Origin of the sequence: Lactobacillus sp., assembly GCF_051873315.1 — a bacterium.
GTDB lineage: Bacteria > Bacillota > Bacilli > Lactobacillales > Lactobacillaceae > Lactobacillus.
Genome location: NZ_JBJEES010000102.1, coordinates 1 through 21,513, shown reverse-complemented (window position 1 = coordinate 21,513; position 21,513 = coordinate 1). Strand labels below are relative to the sequence as shown.

Annotated in this window: 20 protein-coding genes and 2 pseudogenes; 15 read left to right on the top strand and 7 right to left on the bottom strand. The window is 51.2% G+C overall.

Annotation, left to right across the window (positions count from 1 at the left end; all coding sequences use genetic code 11):
- Positions 1 to 2: 2 nt before the first annotated feature.
- The 3 genes from ACI32D_RS06085 (at position 3) to ACI32D_RS06075 (ending at position 1,253) form a co-directional block, all read left to right on the top strand.
- Positions 3 to 230, top strand: a complete 228-nt coding sequence (locus ACI32D_RS06085; RefSeq protein WP_439775715.1) for a heavy-metal-associated domain-containing protein — start codon at positions 3 to 5, stop codon at positions 228 to 230.
- Between the two features lie 66 nt (positions 231 to 296).
- Positions 297 to 578, top strand: coding sequence for an iron-sulfur cluster repair di-iron protein, ric (locus tag ACI32D_RS06080; RefSeq protein WP_439775714.1), 282 nt, complete (start codon positions 297 to 299; stop codon positions 576 to 578).
- Positions 579 to 602: 24 nt separating this feature from the next.
- Entirely contained in the window at positions 603 to 1,253 is a 651-nt protein-coding gene (locus ACI32D_RS06075; RefSeq protein ID WP_439775713.1) for a Crp/Fnr family transcriptional regulator, read from the top strand.
- Positions 1,254 to 1,357: 104 nt separating this feature from the next.
- On the opposite strand, the gene ACI32D_RS06070 is transcribed toward ACI32D_RS06075, so the two are convergent.
- The 5 genes from ACI32D_RS06070 to ACI32D_RS06050 are packed head-to-tail and all read right to left on the bottom strand — an operon-like array spanning position 1,358 to position 7,394.
- Positions 1,358 to 1,618, bottom strand: coding sequence for a SemiSWEET family transporter (locus ACI32D_RS06070; RefSeq protein ID WP_439775712.1), 261 nt, complete (start codon positions 1,616 to 1,618; stop codon positions 1,358 to 1,360).
- The gene (locus ACI32D_RS06065) at positions 1,608 to 2,531 is read right to left on the bottom strand and encodes an ROK family protein (protein WP_439775711.1); all 924 of its coding nucleotides are present in this window, start codon (positions 2,529 to 2,531) and stop codon (positions 1,608 to 1,610) included. Before ACI32D_RS06065 ends, ACI32D_RS06070 begins: the two co-directional genes overlap by 11 nt.
- 9 nt (positions 2,532 to 2,540) lie before the next feature.
- Positions 2,541 to 3,416 carry an alpha/beta hydrolase gene (locus tag ACI32D_RS06060; protein ID WP_439775710.1) on the bottom strand — a complete coding sequence of 292 codons (876 nt, stop codon included), beginning with the start codon at positions 3,414 to 3,416 and terminating at the stop codon, positions 2,541 to 2,543.
- On the bottom strand, positions 3,409 to 4,635 hold the full coding sequence (locus ACI32D_RS06055) for an MFS transporter (RefSeq protein WP_439775709.1): 1,227 nt from the start codon (positions 4,633 to 4,635) through the stop codon (positions 3,409 to 3,411). The genes ACI32D_RS06060 and ACI32D_RS06055 overlap by 8 nt, the downstream gene beginning before the upstream one ends.
- A complete protein-coding gene (locus ACI32D_RS06050) occupies positions 4,632 to 7,394 on the bottom strand; it encodes a family 78 glycoside hydrolase catalytic domain (protein WP_439775708.1) in 2,763 nt (920 codons plus the stop codon). Before ACI32D_RS06050 ends, ACI32D_RS06055 begins: the two co-directional genes overlap by 4 nt.
- Before the next feature lie 143 nt (positions 7,395 to 7,537).
- Between ACI32D_RS06050 and ACI32D_RS06045 the strand changes: the two genes are divergently transcribed.
- Both ACI32D_RS06045 and ACI32D_RS06040 read left to right on the top strand, forming a co-directional pair.
- Positions 7,538 to 8,656: a helix-turn-helix transcriptional regulator gene (locus ACI32D_RS06045; protein WP_439775707.1), complete on the top strand. Its 1,119-nt coding sequence runs from the start codon at positions 7,538 to 7,540 to the stop codon at positions 8,654 to 8,656.
- 48 nt (positions 8,657 to 8,704) lie between these two features.
- Complete coding sequence (locus ACI32D_RS06040) at positions 8,705 to 9,262, top strand: DNA-3-methyladenine glycosylase I (RefSeq protein ID WP_439775706.1); 558 nt, start codon at positions 8,705 to 8,707, stop codon at positions 9,260 to 9,262.
- Positions 9,263 to 9,333: 71 nt separating this feature from the next.
- Here the strand turns inward: ACI32D_RS06040 and ACI32D_RS06035 are convergent, their stop codons facing one another.
- A complete protein-coding gene (locus ACI32D_RS06035) occupies positions 9,334 to 9,984 on the bottom strand; it encodes a nitroreductase (protein ID WP_439775705.1) in 651 nt (216 codons plus the stop codon).
- A gap of 148 nt (positions 9,985 to 10,132) precedes the next feature.
- Here ACI32D_RS06035 and ACI32D_RS06030 point away from each other — a divergent pair.
- Positions 10,133 to 10,450, top strand: a pseudogene (locus tag ACI32D_RS06030) (winged helix-turn-helix transcriptional regulator); the annotation flags it as partial.
- Positions 10,451 to 10,601: 151 nt separating this feature from the next.
- Positions 10,602 to 10,928: a putative quinol monooxygenase gene (locus tag ACI32D_RS06025; protein WP_439775704.1), complete on the top strand. Its 327-nt coding sequence runs from the start codon at positions 10,602 to 10,604 to the stop codon at positions 10,926 to 10,928.
- Positions 10,929 to 10,971: 43 nt separating this feature from the next.
- Here ACI32D_RS06025 and brnQ read toward each other — a convergent pair whose 3' ends face one another.
- On the bottom strand, positions 10,972 to 12,312 hold the full coding sequence (gene brnQ / locus ACI32D_RS06020) for a branched-chain amino acid transport system II carrier protein (RefSeq protein ID WP_439775703.1): 1,341 nt from the start codon (positions 12,310 to 12,312) through the stop codon (positions 10,972 to 10,974).
- A 142-nt stretch (positions 12,313 to 12,454) separates the two neighbouring features.
- Between brnQ and ACI32D_RS06015 the strand changes: the two are divergent.
- The 8 genes and pseudogenes from ACI32D_RS06015 to ACI32D_RS05980 all read left to right on the top strand — a co-directional run.
- Positions 12,455 to 13,126 (top strand): annotated as a pseudogene (locus ACI32D_RS06015) (DNA alkylation repair protein).
- Between the two features lie 54 nt (positions 13,127 to 13,180).
- Positions 13,181 to 13,693 carry an NAD(+) diphosphatase gene (locus tag ACI32D_RS06010; RefSeq protein ID WP_439775702.1) on the top strand — a complete coding sequence of 171 codons (513 nt, stop codon included), beginning with the start codon at positions 13,181 to 13,183 and terminating at the stop codon, positions 13,691 to 13,693.
- A 284-nt stretch (positions 13,694 to 13,977) separates the two neighbouring features.
- On the top strand, positions 13,978 to 16,134 hold the full coding sequence (locus ACI32D_RS06005; RefSeq protein WP_439775701.1) for an EAL domain-containing protein: 2,157 nt from the start codon (positions 13,978 to 13,980) through the stop codon (positions 16,132 to 16,134).
- Positions 16,135 to 16,225: 91 nt separating this feature from the next.
- On the top strand, positions 16,226 to 16,792 hold the full coding sequence (locus tag ACI32D_RS06000; protein ID WP_439775700.1) for a DapH/DapD/GlmU-related protein: 567 nt from the start codon (positions 16,226 to 16,228) through the stop codon (positions 16,790 to 16,792).
- An 89-nt stretch (positions 16,793 to 16,881) separates the two neighbouring features.
- Entirely contained in the window at positions 16,882 to 17,238 is a 357-nt protein-coding gene (locus tag ACI32D_RS05995) for a DUF1304 domain-containing protein (RefSeq protein ID WP_439775699.1), read from the top strand.
- 126 nt (positions 17,239 to 17,364) lie between these two features.
- Positions 17,365 to 17,850 carry an Lrp/AsnC family transcriptional regulator gene (locus ACI32D_RS05990; protein ID WP_439775698.1) on the top strand — a complete coding sequence of 162 codons (486 nt, stop codon included), beginning with the start codon at positions 17,365 to 17,367 and terminating at the stop codon, positions 17,848 to 17,850.
- 209 nt (positions 17,851 to 18,059) lie between these two features.
- The gene (gene glmS / locus ACI32D_RS05985; RefSeq protein WP_439775697.1) at positions 18,060 to 19,871 is read left to right on the top strand and encodes a glutamine--fructose-6-phosphate transaminase (isomerizing); all 1,812 of its coding nucleotides are present in this window, start codon (positions 18,060 to 18,062) and stop codon (positions 19,869 to 19,871) included.
- A gap of 148 nt (positions 19,872 to 20,019) precedes the next feature.
- Positions 20,020 to 21,513 (top strand): BglG family transcription antiterminator (locus ACI32D_RS05980; protein WP_439775696.1); only part of this gene is annotated, 1,494 nt, incomplete at its 3' end.

The window sequence follows — 21,513 nt, the reverse complement described above, 5'->3', positions numbered from 1 at the left end:
TCATGCAAAAAGCAATTTTACAACTCGAAACGTTAGCCTGCCCGACCTGCATGCAGAAGATCGCAGGGGCGATTGCCAGCGTTGACGGGGTTGAAAAGACCAGCGTCAAGGTCCTCTTCAACGCCAGCAAGGCCAAGGCCAGCTTTGACCCGGCCAAAACCAGCCTGGAGACGATCAGCCAGACCGTGAAAAACATCGGCTATGACGTTTTAAAGGCCAGTGCTAAATAAAAGAAAAACAAGAAAAGCAAAAGAAAAAAAGAAACAATAAAACGACTGATTGAAAAAAGGAGAAAAATGATGATCAAGGAATTTTTCGCAAAGAACGATGAAATGTTAGACTTATATACGCAGGCAATTACCAAGGCCCACGGTGCCCACCACCCGGAAGTCTTTGAGGTCCGCAAGCTTTACGAAAATATTCAAAAAGAGGTCAAGAGTGGCCAGGAAGACTTGACGGCCGACTTTGCCAAGCTGCGGGAATTGACCGCCGGCTACGCCATCCCAGCTGATGCTTGCGGGGCGATGACCATGACCTACCAGATCCTGGAAGAATTCGACCACTTGGTCCAGGGCTAATTTTTACCAGCAGAGGAGAGGAAAATGCAGCATATATGTGTCAGCCTGGTCCCGCTGTTCGCGGACCTGCCAGAAAAAGACCAGCTTAAGATCAATTCCCTGGCCAGCCGCCGGCGCTATCAAAAAGGTGAGACGATTTTCCAGCCAGGGGATGAAAAGCTGCAGATCGTGGCCCGGGGGAACATGAAGGTTTATCAGTTGTCCGCCAGCGGACGCGAGCAGCTGCTCCGGGTTGTAGAGCCGGGCGGCTATGAAGGGGAAAAGCAGCTTTTTGGCCTGGAAAATGACAGCTTCTTCGGCCAGGCCATGGAGAACACGGAGATCTGCAGCTTGAGCAAGACAGACTTCAACCGGGTTCTCCTGGAAAATCCCCAGCTCTCCCTCAAATTGCTGGAACTCAGTGCCCAGAAGCTGCTGGAAACAGAAAGACAGACCCAGTTTTTGGCTATGGAAAGAGTCGAAGAAAGACTGGCCAGCTACCTTTTGGACTTGGCTAAGGTGGCTGGAAGCGACCAGGTCCAGCTGTCCATGAAGATGAAAGATATTGCATTATACCTCGGAACTACTCCCGAAACTCTCTCTCGCAAATTCAAACTCCTCGAAAAAATGACTTTGGTTAAAAGGAATGGCAAGCAGGTGCAAATTCTTGATGAAGACGGCCTGCTGGACTTATAATAGAGAACAAAACTCCCTCTGGCATTACTGATTTGCCAGAGGGAGTTTTTTACCGAATTTTTAAAAAGCTAAATATATAAGATAGAAGATGGAAAATATCAGAATCAGTGCAGGGCCGTTAGGAAAGTGATTAGGCCAAAAATAATGCCTGGAACATTGGCAATAAAGACCGGCCAGTCCTTGTACTTTTGCAATAGGGCGTAGCTGCACCAAAAAGTGCTGTTGATGCAGGCCACAAGCGGCTGAACGGGGTTGCCGTATTGACCGTGCAGGTTGTTCATGATCTGCGGAAAATAGGAAACGTACATCAGAATTGACATGATGCTGGCAATCCGGCCGACGAGCATGGCTTTTTTAGAATTCATCGGCTGCCTCCTTTAAGTCAAAATTGGTATTTTGCAAAAGACCGTATAAGGCCCCCAGCAAGTTGGCATCATTGCGGAATTTGGCGGCCACGATCTCCGGTTTGGTCAAAGTTTCGCCGATGATGGCCGGACTTTTGGTCAGCCGCTCATAAGCTGCCTTGATCCGGTCAAGCAGGAGGGGCTGGGCGGAAACACCGCCGCCGATGGCTACCCGGTCGCCGTCAATGATGGTCTGGATGTTCAAGATCAGCTGGGCAAGGTTGAGGCTACACTGGTCCAACACCGCCAGAGCCGCCTGGTTGCCGCTGGCCGCGCTGGCAAAAGCTGCCTGTCCGTCTAAGAGGTCGACGTTCCCAGCTGCTTGGTTCATAGCTTGGACCATTTCTACAGCTGAGCTGTTGTGGGCCACCATTTTTTCATCGCCGCCAGCTGGATCCCGGGTCATCATGAAGCTGAATTCCCCGGCTTGAGCATGCAGGCCATAGTGGAGGCGATGGTTGATGATAATCCCGCCGCCAACCGCCGTCCCTAAGACGATAACGGCGCCAGTATCGGTGCCTTTTAAGCTGCCCTGCCAGACTTCAGCTAAAGCCGCGGCCTTGCCGTCATTTTCGACATGAATTGGCAGGTCAAAATCGCAGAGCAAGTTACTAAAACTGATTCCGTCCAGAAAAGGCAGCATCCCTCCAAAGCGCAGGCGCTGGGTCACAGGATCAACCGTACCAGGCGTACTAATGGCGATCCCGCTGATCTGCTCTTTATATTGGCCGACCAAAGACTGGATCTTGCCGGTAAAGGCTTCAGCTACCGCCGGGGTGGGGCTGGTCTGCTTGTCAGTCAAGTTGCCCTCTTCGTCGGCCAGGGCGCTTTTTAACTTGGTGCCTCCGATGTCTAAGCAAAGAAATGTTGTCATGCTGAAGCGTTAGTCCTTTCTCAAAAAAGCCGAGATCTCCTTTAAAGCCTGGTCGCTTTCCGGCATGTCAAAAAGGACAAAGACGTGGAAAAGTCCTGGCCAGACCTTCAAGGTCGTGTCAACGCCGGCCTTAGTGGCGAGGTAGTTCAAAATCAAGGAGTGGTCCAGCTTGACCTCTTCGCTGCCGCAATTGATCATCATTGGCGGAAAGCCCTGGTAGTCGCCGTAAATCGGTGAAATCAAGGGATCCTTCTTGGCCGGCTCGGTGAAATACGGAACGGGGTCGCCGGCCCCAACCAGCATCGGGTCCCGGTCATCGTTCAAGTATTCTGAAGTCAGAATACTGAGCTGGGAAATAACCGGGGAAAAGAGGGCCAGGCGGTCTGGCAATTTTTCACCTTTTGCCTTTAAGGACAAGGTCAAGGTCAAGGCCAGGCTGGCCCCGGCGGATTCGCCGAAGACCAGGATGTGGCTAAAGCGTCCTCTCAAGTAAGCGTAGGCGGCTTCAACATCGTTTTGGGCCGCGGGATGCCGGCCTTCCGGGTATTGGGCGTAGTCAGCCGCAAAGACGTCGCAGGAGACTAATTGGCCCAAAGTTACCGCCAGCCGGCGGCGGGACTTGACCGTCCCGGTAGCGTAGGCACCCCCATGCAAAAAAAGGAGGACCGTGTCAGGCGAAGTTTTTTCTTCCAGCCGGTAAAATTCGCCTTTAACCGGACTGGTTACTTCTTCTAAAGTTACCCCAGCCGGGAAGCTGAAGGGGTTGCCGTCATCAGCTGACTTGCGGGCCCCTTGGACTACGTCTGGCGTAAGCGGCTCTCTTTGGGCCGGCTTGATGTATTTTCTTGAAAATTCGATTGCTTTTTCAGCTGCTTGACTAAGCATTTTGTCCCTCCAAATTGTTAGTGTTGTCTACTTTCTTTGCTTTTGAACCTTGGGCCAGCTTATTGTAGTTGACTCCGATCAAGATGGCTACGACCAAGAGGATGGCGAAGACGAAGGCCCCAAAGACGAAGGTGGTTGCTGGAGAATTGCTGCCAAAAATCTTGCTTACTGCCTGGGCAATGTATGGTGAAACCAAGGTCCCGATGTTGGCGGCTGACATGGCCACGGAAGTTGAGAATGGCACCCGGGAAGGGCTGGTGAAGTCACCCACGTAGGAACCCATGGAAACCATGGACATGGAAACGGCGATGCCGACCAAAACGACAGCCAGGCCGCTGAGGACTAAGGAGTTTGACAAAGGCAGGATGACAAAGGCTAAGGTCCCGCAAGCCAGGGCAATCGCCATGGAGAAGTGCTTGATGCCCCCCTTCAAGGCCATGAAGATGAAGCCGCCAGCGGCCATAGCAAAAGACATTACCCCCAGCAAGGTGCTGGCGTCTTGGACAGTGCCGTAGCCCTTAGCAACAACCAGGCTGGCAAAGCGGATGGTGATGAAGGCGAAAGTCGCGTTGAAGCAGAACATGAAGATGGCCAAGAGCCAGACAGGACCGTCAACGTGCTTGTCAGTCTTGACTTGCTTTTGCGGGTTTTGGCTGGCCGCGAACTTTTGGTCAATGCTGCTTGGAATAAAGAAGAGGACGAGCAAGAAGACCAGGAGGGCAAAAGCGTTAACCCAGTAGGAAGCCTGCCAGCCGTAGCGCATCAAAGAGCCGGCAAAGTAGGTCATGAGGAACATCCCCAGCCCTTGAACGACGCTGGAAAGACCCATCATTTGTCCTTGTTCCTGGCCCTGGTAAAGGGCGATGATCAAGGCTAAAGCGTAGGAAGCCAGCATCCCGGTCCCGACCCCGATCCCGATTCTGGAGATGAAGATCAAGGCAAAGTTGGTGGTCAAAGCTGGCGTAACCCCGGAGATCAAGATGATCAAAAGACCAAGCATGATGTCTTTCTTGACCCCGATCCGGTCAACGATGAAGTTGCTCAATGGCGTAAAAAAGATGATCCCCAAGGCCGGCACCGTCATCAAGAGCTCGATCATGGTTGGGCTGACATTGCTGAAGGACTTGGTCATCAAAGGAACAGTGGCGGCCGTGGCGCCAGAAGCGACCACGAAGACATTCAATAGAAGAATGGCCAATTTTGAGAAAAAGCGTTTCATTTTGCTACCTCGCTTGCTTTTTGCAAAGAATAATTTTGGAATAATTGGTTGATTTGCTTGATTTCGTTTTTATCTAATGGCTTGAAGCCGATGCCCCGCATCTCCTGGCTGAGCTGGTATAAGGAGAAGTCCTGAAAGTGGTCCAGGTTGCCCGGCGCGGTCAAAAAACCCCAGAAAGGCACCAGGTCCTGCAGCTGGTCGGCCAAGCTTTCGATTTGGCAGTAGTCCTTCAGCGGCGTGTGCACGTCAAAGGAGGTAAGCAGGGGCTGGTCGGGGATGATGGTAAATTCGTAAGTGCCCGGCCCCAGCATTTTTTGCATTTCTGCTAGGTCCAGGTTGACCTGGCCGCCAAAAGGCACGGTTAAGTGCAGCTTGACTTCGTTTGGACTGATGATTTCCCAGCCCGCTTGCAAGCTGCCGGCCGGCAGGGAAATCTGCCCAGCAAATTCCGGAAATTCCGGACTGATCCGCGGCTGCCAGCTGACCAGATTGCCATCTTGCTTTAAGCCCAGCAGGTCTTCATAAGCCCACTGCATGACAGCGCCGCTTGAGTAGTGGTTGAGGGAGTTCATCCCATTTTGGGCGATCTTGCCGGAGGAATCAACGGAATCCCATCTTTCCCAGATGGTCGTGGCTCCGTGCTCAACTTCGTAGAGCCAACTAGGGAAATCGTTGTTCAAAAAGAGGCGGACGGCCAGCTTGTGCTCCCCGTTTCTGGACAGGGCCGGCAATAAAAGGGGCGTGCCCACAAAGCCGGTGCTTAAGTGCTTATGGTTCTTTTCGATAATGTCAACCAAGCGGCGGACTAAGCGGTCTTTTTCCTGATCCGGGTAAAGGCCGAAGCTGAGGCAGATGGCTAAGCCGGTTTGCGTGTCGGCTAAAGGCCGGCCGGACTTGGTGAAGAATTCTTCCAAGAAGGCCTGCTTGATCAATTTGGCCAGCTGCCGGTAGTACTGCTGTTCATGCTTCATTTTCAGCACTTGGGCGCTTTGGGCCAGCAGACTGGCTGAGTGGTAGTAAAAGGCGCTGGCGATCAGGTCGTCGTCGGTCTTGCCCTTTAAGTGCATGATGTCTTCGGTGTCCAGGGCAAGCCAGTCGCCCAGCTGGTCGTCGCCCAGCCAGAGGTATTCGTTGCCGGCGGCTTGCGCCCGGTCATGGACCCAGTCGACCCAGGACATCATGGCTCCGATGTTTTGCTTCAAAATGGCCGGGTCCTGGCTGCGGGAGTAGGCCTGCCAAGGAATGATGACGCTGGCGTCGCTCCAGACGGCCTTGCCCCCGTCTTTTTCACCGACGCTCGGCACGTAGAGGGGAAGCTTGCCTTCATATTGGCTTTGTTCGACGGCCATGTCATAGCTGAATTTTTTGAAAAATTCGTATGTGTCCATGTTGTAGGAAGCCGTCTTGGCAAAAACTGCCGCGTCCCCGGTCCAGCCCAGGCGCTCATCGCGCTGCGGGCAGTCGGTTGGAACATCGATGAAGTTGGACTTCTGCCCCCATTTTACGTTCTCAAAGAGGCGGTTGACTTCTTTCCGGCTGCTCTTCAGCCAGCCAGTTTCTTGCATGTCGGAGTACAGGGCCACAGCCTTAAAGTCAGCTGGGTCGATTTGGCCAAAGCCGGTCAACTTGGCATAGCGGAAGCCGAAGTAGCTGAAGTGGGGGCGGACCCAAGCGGCCTCTCCGTCACTGACATAAGTGAAGCTGGCCCGGGCTGAGCGGAGGTTGTTCCGGTAGAATTCTCCATTTTGCAGGATTTCGCCAAACTGCAGGTCGACTTTCTCGCCTCTTGGCAGGCGGTTGTAGAATTCAACCCAGCCGGCCAGGTTTTGGCCAAAGTCCAGGACGCAGTCCCCGCTTGGCGTGTTAAGCAATTTGGCTGAAAAAACTTCATGCCCGGTAATTGGCAGGCTGAGCCGGTCGATGATGTAGCGGCTGACTGGCTTAACCAGAACTGCTTGACCTAACTTTCGTTTAGGTAGGGTCGGGTCAAAGTCTTCCCCGTAGTAGATGCCGGAGTGCGGCACCGGGGACTGGACCAGGTCCCAGTTTTCATCGGTCGTGATGATTTCTTCTTGGCCATCCTCGTCCAGCATCCGCAAGTCGCAGACAGCCATCAATTGGTCGCCATAGTTGTTGGCGATCCCGCCGTGTTCTTTAAGTCCCAATTTGCCCCGGTACCAGCCGTCAGCCACCATGATTTCCAGCTCGTGGCTGCCATTTTTGGCTAAAAGGGGGCTGGCATCGTAGACGGCTCTTTGCAAATAGTAGTTGTAGTCGGTAAAGCCGGGAGCCAGGTATTCGTCGCCTAATTTTTGCCCGTCCAGCCAGACCTCGTAAAGACCAAGGGCGGTTACGTAGAGGCGGGCTTGTTGGACATTGCGGCTGGTGAAGCGGCGGCGGAAGATCACCCCGTGACGGTCTTTTTGCGGGTCGCCGATCCACTTGCCCAGCAGGTTTTCTTTCATGTAGCCAGTTTCAAAGAAGCTGGAGGCAGAAATTTTTTCTTCGCCGCTAGCGGCAAAAATTTCGACTTCGTAGCGGCTGCGGGGCTGTAAGTCGATGTCAGTCTGGAAAATAAGGCTGCTGCCTTCTGCAAGGCCCGTGTCGTAGACGGTTTCGCCGGCGGTCTTGATAACCAGGCGGCAGCTGACGGTCTTGACGGCTGCCCCGGTCAGCTCGGCAGAGATCCAGAGGGGGCTGGCCAGCTGAAAGCCAACCGGCTCAGTCATGTGGTTGATTTGAATATTGCTTATCTTCACTTGTTGTCACCTCAGACATGGTATCGCGGACATTTGTAACCGCTTCATCTCTTAACGGTTACTATTATGCGGGATTTCCAGAACGCTTTTTTATAATTCGTGCTATAATTTTAGATAAAGCGTTAAAAAGAGAGCGATTACAAATGCTAGAGACGACAAAACTGTTAAGCGAATTTCAGCAGGCCACGGATTTGGACCTGTGCCTGTATTCGGTTAAAGAAGAAAAAATCATTGAGAGCTATACCCGGCCCTTGGCGGTTTTGCCCAAAAAGCAGCTTTTGCGGAATTTGGCCAAGGAGCAGGGCAAAGAGGTCCAGCTGAAGCAGGAAAAGTATCTCAGCCTGCTGGCCGCTTTTCCTTATGAGCAGGAGCTCATCGTGGCCTGGAGCACCAGTTATTCTTTGAAGGGGAAGGGAAACTATGATCGGCAGGTTCCCCTTTTGAGCGTGGAGCGTTTCCGCCACTTGGTCTTTTGCCTGTACTGGATGCTTTATCAAAGAGAGCCGGTTTTTAATGAAAATATCGGGCAGATTGCGACCGGGGACAATTTGGGAATGAATTTGCAAGATAACCAGCCGACATTGGAAGGGCGCCTGGCTGAAGAGAAAATCATGACTGATGTCCGCCGCGGCGACCTTGACCGCTACAATCATGATTTCCGCCACTTCGTCCAAGTCGGGAATTTTGGCCGCTTCAATCCTTCCTCGCTTAGAAGCAAGAAGGATCTGGCGATTTCGGCCACGACCCTTTATACCCGGGCGGCGATCGAAGGTGGTTTGAGCATTCAAGAAGCCTACCAGCTCAGCGATGAGATCATCAAGGGAATCGAGAGCGACGTGCAGATTTCCAACCTGTACGAATACACCCGGGCGATCGGGGAGATTTTTATCAACCGTTTGTGCCAGCAAAAGCGGCAGGCAGTCAGTCCCTTGGTCTATCGGGCCCAGCAGTATATAAGTGAGAACTTGAATCCGCCCCCGGATTTGGCGGAAATTGCCGGCCAGCTGCACGTCAGCCAGTCTTATCTGCAGCATGTGTTTAAGGAAGAGACTGGCCAAGGGATCAAAAATTACATCGACCAGCAGCGGCTCTTGAAGGCTAAGCAGTTGCTTCGCTTCAGCGATGAGTCGGTGACCGCTTTAGCCCAGCAGCTGGGCTACTCTAGTCCCAGCCAGTTTTCCCAGTTTTTCAAGCGGCTGACGGGCAAGTCGCCCCAGCAGTTCCGCAAGCAGGTGTATGAGAAAGAAACTGCCGATTGGTAGGAAAGATACTTCAATAGTAAGCAAAAGATTTTTGTCAAGGAGGACCAAATGAGCGAAAACATTTGCCGCCGGTGGGCGGAAGGCGACAAGCTGCTGGAAGAATACCATGACTATGAGTGGTGCAAGATCAAGCGCAGCGACCGCTTCGAGTTTGAATTGCTCTGCTTGGAAGGCGCCAGCGTGGGCTTGTCTTGGCGGACGATTATGCACAAGCGGGATTCCTACAAGGCCGCCTTTCATGACTTTGAAATCGCGGCCTGTGCGGCGATGACTGACGAAGAGTTGGAAGCTCTTTTGAAAAATCAAAAGCTGATCCGCAACCGGAGCAAGATTTTCAGCGTCAGAAGCAATGCCCAGGCGGCTTTGAAAGTGCAGGAAGAATACGGCAGCTTTGATGCCTATCTCTGGCATTTTACGGCGGGCCAGCAGGTCGACCGGCATTATGAAAAGCTTGAAGAAGTCCCGGCCCAAAGCGACTTGTCAAAAGAGGTCAGTAAGGACCTCAAGAAGCGCGGCTTCAAGTTCGTTGGCCCGGTGATCACCCACTCATTTTTGCAAAGCATCGGCATCGTCAACGACCATTTGGCGGACTGTGAATACCGGTAGTTTTTAGAAAACTCTGAATACTGAAAACGCAAAAGATCCGCTCCCAAAACTTTTGGAGTGGATCTTTATTTTTAGTCTTTAAATGTCAAGAATTCGTCATTGTCCATTCTGCTTGCCCGGAAATGGTTGATCAAGGAGTCGTCTTTTTCGTAGCCAAGGCCGATGCCCAAGGCAAAAACGTAATCATCGCCCACATCCAGTGCTTCGTGCAGGAACTTAGGGTAGAGAACGTATTCCATGGCCGGGATTGAGTCGATCCCCCGGTCAGCGGCGGCCAGCATCAAGGTCTGACCAAAGGCACCCAGGTCGTACGCTGAATACGGGGCAGTAGCGCGCGGCATCAGCAGATAAGCAACGGCCGGGGCATTGTACAGGCTGGCCGCGTCTTTAGCCATGGCCTGCGGGTCCTTGCTCATGAAATTGTTGATGCCGCTCATCCAGCCGCTCACGTTCTTCATCCCTGCCGGGCCCATGGTATCCCGGTGCAGCGGCGGCACTTCCGGGCTGTCCTGGTTTTCCTGGCCGACGGCAGACTCGTGGTGGCGACGGATCTTTTCCAGGGTCTCACCGCTGGCAATCACCAGCTTCCAAGTTTGGCTGTTGGCCCAAGAGGGGGTCAGCTTGGCTGCGTTAACAATGGCCAGCAAGTCTTCGCGGCTGACCTCCCGCTTGCTGAAGTCTCTGACTGAGTGACGGCTTTTAACCGCGTCTAAAAATTCCATAAATCTCAAACCTCTCATTCTTTAAACAACAGTTTTTTCTCTCTACGGTTCTCAGCTTACTACCGTAACTAACTTTTGGTAAGTAGCCACTTTTTTGTAAGGTTGGTTACTAAAAGTTAGTATTGTGCTATCATGGGCATTAGAGGTGATGATTATGGCTGAAGATATCAGCAGATTTGACATTTGTCCCTGCGCGGTGACCATTTCCCTGCTGGACAGCAAGTGGAAGATTCTGATTTTGCGGGAGCTGCTGCAGGGGCCCAAGCGCTATGGCGAATTGAAAAAGGGGGTCGTCGGCGTCAGTCAGAAGATGCTGACACAGAGCTTGAAAGAGATGCAGGCAGACCAGCTGGTCGACCGGAAGGTCTATCCTGAAGTGCCGCCACATGTGGAATACAGCTTAAGCCAGCTGGGGCAGAGCCTGTATCCAGTGGCTGAAGCCTTGGAGAACTGGGGCATTGCTTTTATCAAAAGCAGTGACCCGGACTACCTGGCCAAACGCTTCAACATTCATGAGCCGGGCAAGCACTGGCTGAGAATTCCAGACCGGTCAGAAGAGGAAAAATCTGGTAAGCTAGATATGTAAGCGGATACTTAAGCAGAAAGCAGGAGAAAAAATGAGTTTAACAGTCAACCTTTACTATCGCGGCCAAAACGGCAGTGCCCGCAAGTTCGCGGCGGAAATGGAAGCAAGCGGGGTGGCCAAGGCCATCCGGGAAGAAGCTGGCAACCTCCGCTATGAATACTTCCAGCCCCTGGATGACCCGGAAACCATCCTTTTGATCGACAGCTGGGAAAACCAGGCGGCACTGGATGCCCACCACGCTTCACCGATGATGGGCCAATTGGCCCAGCTGCGCGAGAAGTATGACCTGCACATGAGCGTTGAACGCTACGTCTCAGCTGAAGAAGCAGCTGGCGATGAGCAATTCATCAGAAAATAGAAAAAACAGAGTTTCCTTCTTAATTGGAAACTCTGTTTTTGCGTTAGGCGCGTTTTTTGCTGATTGAGGCCTTAATGGCCAAAATGACAAAGGTAACAGCGACAGGAACCAGCCAACCCAGGCCATCTTGGTAAAGAGGCAGAAAGCGGCCGTAAAGGCCGGTAATCGCCTTGACCTGCATCCCTGCCGGCAAAGCCTTGAAGAAGTCGCCCAGGGCGCAGAGGAAGGTAACAGCCGTCATGATCTGGTAGTCGACCTGCTTAAAGTCAAAGAGCTTGCTGGTCAGTGCCAGCAGGATCAAGGAAATCGCTAGCGGATAGAGCAGCATCAAGACTGGCAGGGAGAAGGAAATGATGGTGGTCAGACCCACGTTGGCAATCCCAAAGGCCAGGAGGCTGAAGATGATGGCCCACTTGTTGTAAGACAGGGTCTTGGGGAACATTTCCACAAAAGTCTCGCTGCAGGCCGTGATGAGGCCGATCGCCGTCTTAAGGCAGGCCACGAAGATCATCAAGGCAAAAATTACCGCCCCCAGACCTGGGAAGTAGTGGCGGGCAATCTGGGACAGGGCTTCCCCGCCGTTAGCGGCCAGACCCAGGCTGCTCCGGCTCTGGGCTCCGACCAGGGCGGTAATGGCATAGATCACCGCCATCAAAAGGCAGGTGAGGACCCCGGTCTTCAAAGTCGCGGAAGCAACTTTTTCCGGCTTGGTGATCCCGAAGGTCCGGATGCTGGAGATGACGATGATGCCAAAGGCCAGGCCCGCTAAAGCATCCATGGTGTTGTAGCCGGCCAAGACCCCGCTGATTAACGGGGCGCTGGCGTATTCGCCAACTGGCTTGACTGCCTGGTAGTTGCCCAAGGGATGAAGAAGCGCCGTGATCATGATAAAGAAGAAAAAGAGCAAGAAGGCCGGAGTCAGAAACTTGCCGATCCAGTCCATGATCCGGCCCGGTCTCAAAGAGAAGAAAAGCATGATCGAAAAGAAGATCAGTGAGAAAATAAAGAGGCCGGTGCTTTTGCTCATCCCGCTTGGCAATAGAGCTGAAATCCCGGTTTCAAAAGGAACCGTGAAGCAGCGGGGAATGGCGAAGAAGGGCCCGATGGTCAAGTACAGAAGGCAGGTAAAGAAGTAGCTGTACTTGTGGCTGACCCGGCTTGAGAGATCTAAAAGCCCTTCTGACCTGGTCATCCCCAAAGAGGCGATGGCCAAAAGGGGCAGGCCCACCCCGGTGATCAAGAAGCCCAAGAGGGAGATCCAGAGATTGGCCCCGCTGGCTTCCCCCAGGTAGGCAGGAAAAATCAGATTCCCGGCCCCGAAGAAGAGGCCAAAGAGCATGCTGGAAATCGTCAGCGACTCAGCATGCGTCAACTTTTCTTTCATGTTGATCCTCCATAAATCAAGTTAAAATAACAAATAGAAAGTAAAAACTAGAAAATATAAATTAGAAACTATTGTGCTAGAGCACACAATAGCTTATATTTTACCATACAGACTGACATAAAGATGAAAGCTCGGTGAAAAAATGACTTCTTTTTCAAAGTACCAGGCAGTTAAAAAGGCTTATGCAGCTGCTGCCAATGAAGAAAACGCCCAGGCCATGAGCAAGTACATGCGGAATCTTTTTCCTTTCTACGGGATCAAGAGTCCCTTGCGCCGGGACCTATCCAGACCTTTTTTAAAGGGTGTGACTAAAGAAGAAATAGATTGGGACCTGGTTGACCTCTGCTTTAAGGACGACTACCGGGAAATACAGTACTTTGCCTTGGACTACTTGAAAAGAGTAGAAAGGCAGCTGACTTTTAAGGATTTAGGAAAAATCAAGTAGCTGGCTGAGACCAAGTCCTGGTGGGACAGCGTCGATGGCCTGGTCAAACTGGTGGGGCAGGTTTTTGTCAGAGATGAGGAAAACAGGGAAAAGACGGCCGCTCTCATGCTGGCCTGGGCACAAGATCCCGACTTTTGGGTCCGGCGGACGGCAATAGAATTCCAGCTAGGCTTAAAAGAGGCAACGGACCCAGACCTTTTGGGGCAAATCATCGACCTCAACCTGGGCAGCCAGGAGTTTTTTGTCAACAAGGCTATCGGCTGGGCCTTAAGGGACTACTCGAAGACCAACCCGGCCTGGGTCAGAAGCTATATCGCTTCCCGCCAACTTAGTCCTTTGAGCCGGCGGGAAGGCAGCAAGTATATCTAAATGTTAACTACTGAAGCAGATAACAGATTGAGTAGATAAGCGAGTGACTAAAAAATGTTTGAACTGAACTACTGCCCCCAATGCGGGCAAAAATTGACTAAAAAGGAGTTGCCTCTGGATGGCTTGATCCCATATTGCGAACAATGCGGGGACTTCCGCTTTCCGGTATTTTCTGTTGCCGTCAGCATGATCGTAATGAATGAAGCAGGCGACCAGGTCCTCTTAATCAAGCAGTATGGTAAGGACTCCTATATCCTGGTGGCTGGCTACGTTAATAAAGGGGAAAACGCTGAAGACACTTGCCAAAGAGAATTAATGGAGGAGCTTCACCTTACGGCCAAAAGCCTCCACTTCAACCGCAGTCAGTATTTTGCCCCCTCAAACACCTTAATGCTCAACTATACGGTGACCGTTGACCAGAAGGAAAGGGTTATCCCCAACGAAGAAATCGACGCCTGGAACTGGCTGAGCATAGAAGAAGCCCGCCGGCAGATCCGGCCGAACTCTTTAGCCCAGGCTTTTTTGCTGGAATACCTGGAGAAAAAAGACAAATTCGATAATAAATAATTTATGAAATATCATATAAAAACAATGAAGAACAGTGTTTCTCAGCTTAGTTAATAAGTATTTTATTATCCTGCGCTAATAACTTGATTTTACTAATCGAATGCTTTATAGTATTTTTTGCTTTAAAAGGTAGACACTCCGGCCAAGCCGCGAGTGCCTTCTTCAGTTAACGGTGTTTTGACTAGGAAATTCGTGTTTTGCTTGTGAGGTAAAGCTTGGAAAAATTTGGTGCTTTTAAGAGGAATTTTGATTTCAGCAGTCTTTCTCCCGCGGAAGCAAATAAAATGATGGGCTATGTAGGAATGATGAACCACTGTATGGACCGGGCCATGCAGGATGGGGATCCTAGCGACGCGATCATGATCTTCCTCGGTGAAATCGGGGAAAAGCTGGGGGCTGCCCGAACCTATATCTTCCAGCTGAATGACAAGCAGCTCTATGACAACACCTATGAATGGTGCGCGCCGGGAGTTGTTTCCGAGCGGGCGACCCTGCAGGACATGCCGCGGGCTGATCTTGGCTCGCCTTTTGCCCAGGCCTTTAGGGAAAATTCTGGTTACTATATCAGCGACATGGCGGCTTTCAAGGAGGCTGATCCCGTGTTATATGGGATATTTTCCCGCCAGGAGATCAGCAGTCTGGTCTTGTGCCCATTTTACTTTGAAAATGACCTGGTCGGCTTTGTCGGGGTGGACCAACCTAAAGACATGGATCTGGCCCTTCCGGTCATGCAGATTGTTTCCAGCCACATGTCAGGGCTTTTGCAAAAGTCCTTTTACGTGGAAAAAGGCTCTTCAGCTGACAGCGTGACTGGCCTGTGCAGCGTGACGGCCTTCCGCCACCATGTTGCCTATGAATTAGCCGAAATCAAGGCTGATCCTGGTATGAAACTGGACCTGGTCCACTTTGACATCAGCAATTTCAAGTTTTTTAACAAGGAGCATGGGCTAAAAGCTGGCGATGAGCTTTTAAAGCGCCTGGCTCAAGTGATTGGCCAAGAAGTGGGCAGCCCCTGGCTGGTCAGGCCGGTTGCTGACCACTTTTACGCTTTGGTTCCCGATAACAAAGTAGATCAAGCCATTAGGAATATTCATGACGCCATTATCGGGGATGAAGCCTTCGGGGCTTCGATCAGGGCCGGGATCTACCCGCTGTCGGCCAATGACCAGCAGGTTTCTTTTGTCATGGACCGGGCCAGAATCGCGGCCAACAATGCCGTCGGCAACTACCGGAACTACTATTGCCGTTATGATCCGAAAATGGAAGCTGATCTGACTTTGGCAAACTACCTCCTCAGTCACATTGATGAAGCTGTGGCCAAGGGCTGGATCAAGGTCTACTACCAGCCAATCGTGGACACCTTCAGCTCCAAGATCAGTACTTATGAGGCGTTGGCCCGCTGGGTTGACCCTAATTACGGCTTTTTGAACCCGGGTGAATTCATTGAAGTCCTGGAGCGGGGGCACCTTATCCACAAGCTGGACCTGCATATTTTGGACCTGGTCTGCCAGGACTTGGCAGATGCCATGCAAAAAGACGAAAACTACCCAATGGTTTCAGTCAACCTGTCCCGTTATGACCTGGAGCTGCCCGACCTGCATGAAAAAATCAACGCCATTTTGAACCAGCATGGAGTAAAGAGCAATCAGATCAGAATTGAAATTACCGAGTCAGCCTTGCTCAGCAATACTGAGGCCGTCATCCGGGAACACATCAGCCGCTTCCACGAAGACGGCTACCAGGTCTGGCTGGACGACTTCGGCAGCGGCTTCTCATCTTTAAACAGTCTGCAGAACTTTGACTTTGACCTGCTCAAGATCGACATGGCCTTTCTTCGTCACGCCAATGAAAAAACGCCAACTATCTTGATGGACGTGATCGACATGGCCAAGCGGCTGGGCATTGAGACTCTGTCAGAAGGGGTGGAGACCAAGGACGAATACGACTTCCTCCATTCTATCGGTTGCGTTTTGGCCCAGGGCTTCTACTTCTCCCAGCCCCTGCCAAAAGACAAGATTGCGGCCAAAAGGAAGGAGCGGGGCCTGGAATTTGAAAGCCAGGCTGAGCACGACTTTTACCAAAAGATCGGCCAGGTCAATGTTTTGAATGCCTTGTATCCTTTCAGCGGGAGAAATAACCAAGAGCTGGTGGAAACCGTTCCGGTCATGGTTGTCCTGGATCGGAAAGGAAAACTTGAGCTCATTTATGCCAACAAGGCCTCCCAGAATTTGATCAAGTCTTTGCGCTTGGAGGGCGAAATTTTTGAGACCATCTATAAGAAGGAATTTTATGCCCTCTTGAGGCGTCTGGGCAGCCAAGCTGATGGCGAAATCGTTGAAGAGAATTTCCGGATTAAGAATTATTCTGGTCGCCTCCGCCTGCAGCTGGTAGCAGAGATGCCAGGCCAGCGGGCCTATGTGACCAGCACGAATATGGTTTGATTTTTCAGAGCATTTTTTCTGTTGAAAGCTTTTTTAATAAACGTTTTCGCTTATAATTAACTGTTGAGAAAAAGCTTAAAGGAAAAAGACCATGAATGAATTAGAAAAAATGCGCGCTGGCGGCTTCTACCAGTTGACCGCCCCGGAAGTTGAGTATTATCAAGAAGCCGGGATCATCTGGAACGATGAACTGAGGCAGGGAAACAACCTGGACCGGCCGGCCCAGCTCTTGCGCTTAAAGATGCACCTGGGAGCTTTGGGGGACCAGGCCGTCTTTGGAACCAGCTTCAGCTGCCTGAATGGGCCCAACATCTATATCGGCCACCACTTTTTTGCGGCCAGCGGTTTAACCATCGAAGATGCCGGCGAGGTCCACATTGGCGACTACGTGACTTTTGGCCCCAACTGCCTGTTAACGACAATTGCCCATCCCCGGTCAACCCACCAGCGCCGCCAGCGCCTGGCCCAGGCCAAGGGGGTTGAAATTGGCAATGACGTCTGCCTTGGAGCAAGGGTCACGGTTTTAGCCGGGGTCAAAATCGGCGACAACGTGATTGTGGAAGCCGGAGCCGTAGTGGCCCAGGATCTGCCAGCCAATGGGGTATTTGCCGGCATACCGGCCAGGAAAATCGCAGATTTGAGCAACGACTGTGAATAATAGTCAACATATGGTTTGACTTTATCATCCTGTTTTAAGTAAAATATCACTATCAGCTTATGTTGATTTGACAAAGTGAGGAGTTAACAATGAAAATAGCTTTGCAAATTTTAGCCTGCCTGGTGGCGGCAGAGTTCTTCTACATCATGTATTTGGAAACTTTTGCAACGACTTCCAAGAAAACCGCGGAAGTCTTTCAGATCAGCCAAGAGGAACTGCGCCGTCCGGCTTTGAACGTCCTTTTTAAGAACCAGGGGATTTACAACGGCTTGTTGGCAGTCTTGACCTTGATTGCTGCCTTTGCCTTGAGCAAGCTTGTCCTGCAGCTGCTCTTGGCTTACATGATCCTGGTAGCGGCCTACGGGGCCGTGACCAGTCAGCCGAAGATCCTTTTGATGCAAGGGGGACTGCCGATCTTCACCTTGATTGTCAGCTTCTTTGCTTAAGGGCGGGATGCAAGCTATAAGTCTTTTTTCAGAAAAAGCCTTGCGCTGAGTTCTTGTAGGAATATAATATTTTTAATAAAACGATTAAAATAACCAGTGCAGCTGTTGAATAGGTGGGAGAACGAAATGGTTGAATACAAAATCGATAAAACCGACCGACGCATTTTACAAATGTTGGAAAAGAACGCCCGCATTTCCGTCAAGGATATCGCGGAAGCCAATTTCATGTCTTCTCCGGCCGTAGCCAACCGCATCAGACGGATGGAAGCCAACGACCTTATCAAGCACTACTACGCTGACATCGACTACTCGTCCATGGGTTACGTGGTCAAGGCCTTCATCAATCTGGAAGTCAAGCCGGAAGACAAGAGCGAGTTCTATCCCTTCATCGAGAAGATCCCAAACGTCATCCAGTGCGACTGCGTGACGGGGGACTACTCCATGCTGATCCAGGCGGCCTACCGGCGGCCAGAAGAACTGGACCACTTAGTCAACGAGCTGCAGAAATTCGGCCGCACCAAGACCGAAATCGCCTTCTCAACTCCGATTGAGCACCGGCCAATCCCGGTCAGCGCGGAGAGCAACGAGGAAGAAGACAAGAAAGAAGATTGATTTTAAGCCTCCATCTGGCAAGATGGGGGCTTTTTTTAGACCTTTTTGCAAAGAAAAAGTTAAGCTGGCCAATTTACCGCTTACAATTATACCAATTTGAGAGTAAAGACTTGACCCGGGCCAAAAAAACAGCTATGATTCCTATTGCAAGCGCAAAAATACAAATTAGTCCAATCACTTAAATTGAACTAGACCAAAGGAGAAGACATATGTGCGGAATTGTCGGTGTAGTTGGCAAGCCAGCTAGAGAAGTTGTTTTGAACGGTTTGAAGAACTTGGAATACCGCGGCTACGACTCAGCCGGTATCTACCTCAATGATTTACAAGGGCATGAATACTTGACCAAGGCAGTCGGCCGGATCGCCAATCTGGAAGAGAAGCTGACGCCAGAAGAAGAAGGGACGACCGGGATCGGCCACACCCGCTGGGCAACCCACGGCCATCCGACAGTAGAAAACGCCCACCCGCATTACTCAGAAGACGGCCGCTTCTACCTGGTCCACAACGGCGTTATTGAAAACTACCTGGAACTGAAGGAAAAGTACCTGGAAGGCGTTCACTTCAAGTCTGAAACCGACACTGAAGTTATCGTGCAATTGGTAGCTAAGTTTGCCAAGGAAGACAATCTGGATGCTTTTACCGCCTTCAAGAAGGCTTTGAAGCTGGTCAAGGGTTCATACGCCTTCTTGCTGGTAGACAACACCAAGCCAGACCACATTTACATTGCTAAGAACAAGAGCCCGATGATGCTGGGCCTGGGCGATGGCTTCAACATTATCGCGTCAGACGCGATTTCCGTTCTGGACCAAACCAAGACCTTTATCGCCTTGAACGACGGCGACTGTGCTGACGTAACCAAGGACTCAATCGAAATCCAAGACTACGACGGCAACAAGGTTGAAAGAGAAGCCCACGTTTTGGACATCGACCCGAATGCCGCTTCTAAGGGCACTTACGAATTCTACATGCTCAAGGAAATTGATGAACAGCCAGCTGTAATGCGCCGTTTGTCAACTGACTACCTGGATGAAGCAGGCAAGCCAGTTGTTGACGAAAAGATCGTCGACGCTGTCAGCCAAGCTGACCGGATCTACATCTTCGCGGCTGGTACTTCCTACCATGCAGGTCTGGTTGGCCAGCAGATCTTTGAGAAGTTTACGGGCATCCCAACTGAAGTTGGCTATGCTTCAGAAGCTGGCTACCACTTCCCAATGATGTCCAAGCACCCATTCTTCATCTTCCTGACCCAATCTGGTGAAACTGCAGACTCCCGCGTGGTCTTGACTGAAGCCAACAAGCGGGGGATTCCAAGCTTGACCATGACCAACGTTGAAGGGTCAACCTTGTCAAGAGAAGCAACTTACACCATGCTTTTGAATGCTGGTCCGGAAATTGCCGTTGCTTCAACCAAGGCTTACACTGCCCAAGTTGCCCTGCAGGCAATTTTGGCCAAGGCTGTTGGTGAAAAGCTGGGCGACCAGGATGCCAAGGACTGGAACTTGAAGCAAGGCTTGAGCCTGGCTGCTGAAGGCATCCAGGAAATCGTTGACGGCAAGGAAAAGATCGAAGAACTGGCCAAGAAGTACCTGGTACCATCAAGAAACGCCTTCTACATCGGCCGGGGGATTGACCACGCCGTTGCCTTGGAAGGGGCCTTGAAGCTGAAGGAAGTTTCCTACATTCAAACTGAAGGCTTCGCCGCTGCTGAACTGAAGCACGGGACGATTTCCTTGATCGAAGACGGCACGCCAGTTATTGCCTTGATCAACGACCCGGTAACGGCTGACCTCACCCGGGGCAACATTCAGGAAGTAGCTTCCCGCGGGGCCAACGTGATCACTATTGTTGGCAAGCAATTTGCCAAGGAAGGCGACAACATCGTTTTGCCGGAAATCGACTACTACCTGTCAGCTTTGCTGTCAGTAGTGCCGACTCAGCTTTTGGCTTACTACGCTTCCAAGAACAAGGGCCTGGACGTTGACAAGCCACGTAACCTGGCTAAGAGCGTCACGGTTGAATAATTTTTAGTAACAGGCAAATAAGCAAAACAGACAGGCGCCCAGGCGTCTGTCTATTTTTATTGAAAAAAGCAAGTAATTATTATTCTTTAGCAAAAGTAATTTACTTTTGCTACAATAGTGGCGTGATTTTGACAGAGGAGGCAGAGCAATGATTGTGACCGACCGGCAGAAAAGGATTTTGCAGATTTTGCTGGAAAACGAAGACGGCATCAGTTTGGCGGAAGTGGAAAAAAGGCTGGCGACCAGCCGGCGGACCCTCTACCGGGAATTTGGCTTGCTGAGGCCGGAACTGGCTAAATCAGACTTGACCTTGACCAACAAGAAGGGCTATCTGCAGCTGACCGGACCGACTGAGGCGATTGCCGACCTGCGCGCTGAAGTGCAAGAAAGCCAGAGTCAAGGAGAGATGAAGGCTGAAGACCGGGGTAATGCTCTGGCCGCCATGCTTTTATTGAAAGACGAACCGGAAAAAATCATTGCCTTGGCTGGTCAATTGGGTGTTAGCGAAGCTACCGTTCAAACCGACTTGGACGCGGTAGATGGGTCCTTGGCCAAGTATCAAGTGCTGCTCAAGCGGACAAAGGGTCTGGGGGTCCAGATCAGCGGCAAGGAAAGCCAGCGGAGGAGAATTCTTAACAGTATTTTGCTCAGTGAAAGCAATGACTATGTCTTTTTTGCCTACCTCAATAAGCCGGGCCAGGAAAAGTCAGGCAATTTTTTCATCGATCTTTTACCCAAAAAGGACTTACAGAAATGTTGGCAGGCTGTCAAAGGTCTGCTGCCGTCTTTCAATTTTGAAACCGACTACCAGTTGATTGAAATGATCCTTCTGTTTACCATCAGCCTGGACCGCCAGCGGCAGGGCAAAAGCGTGGAAAACACGGCGGCTAAGCCAGATTCTTTGAAATACCAAAGCTATGTTTACCAAATTTTCGCCAAGCTGGATGATGAAGAAGTCACATTGACACAAAATGAAGTGGCCTTTTTGGCCAACCAGCTGCAAGCTTATGCTGACCAACGGGTGCCTTTTGCCAATGACGACCAGGAGGTCTTTGTCAATTTGCGGGTTGGCCAATTTATTCAAGATGTTTCTGACCAGGTACATTTTGACTTTAGCAAGAACCCGGCCTTTGCCCGCCGGCTGCAAAAACACATTTCCGGTTTGCTCCAGCATCAGGTCAAGCGGCTGCCTAACGTGCGGATTGAGACCTTAAGCCAGCTGACCATGCACTTTCCAAAGCTCTACGAAGCAATCACAGCTGCTTGGAAGCTGGACTTTTCAGAGGAACTAAATGTCGCGGAGCTGCAGCTGCTGCTTTTGTATTTTGCTAATGAATATGGCAACCGGCAACCACGCCGCAACCTGTCGGCTCTGGTGATTTGTGACAACGGCTTGGGAACGTCAGCCATCCTGGCGACCCGCCTGCAAAAAGAGCTTCCGGAAATCAAGCAGGTCAAGACCGCCCGGGCTTCTGGCCTGGCTCAATTAAAACTGGAAGACTATGACATCATCTTTTCTACTTTAGATTTGCCTGGCTTTCCCCGTGAGTACCACCTGGTCAGTCCCTTGCTTTTAGGCGGGGAACTGGACCGGGTTAAAAGCGAGGTGGCTGCCTACGTAGCCAAATATCCGGAAAAAAAC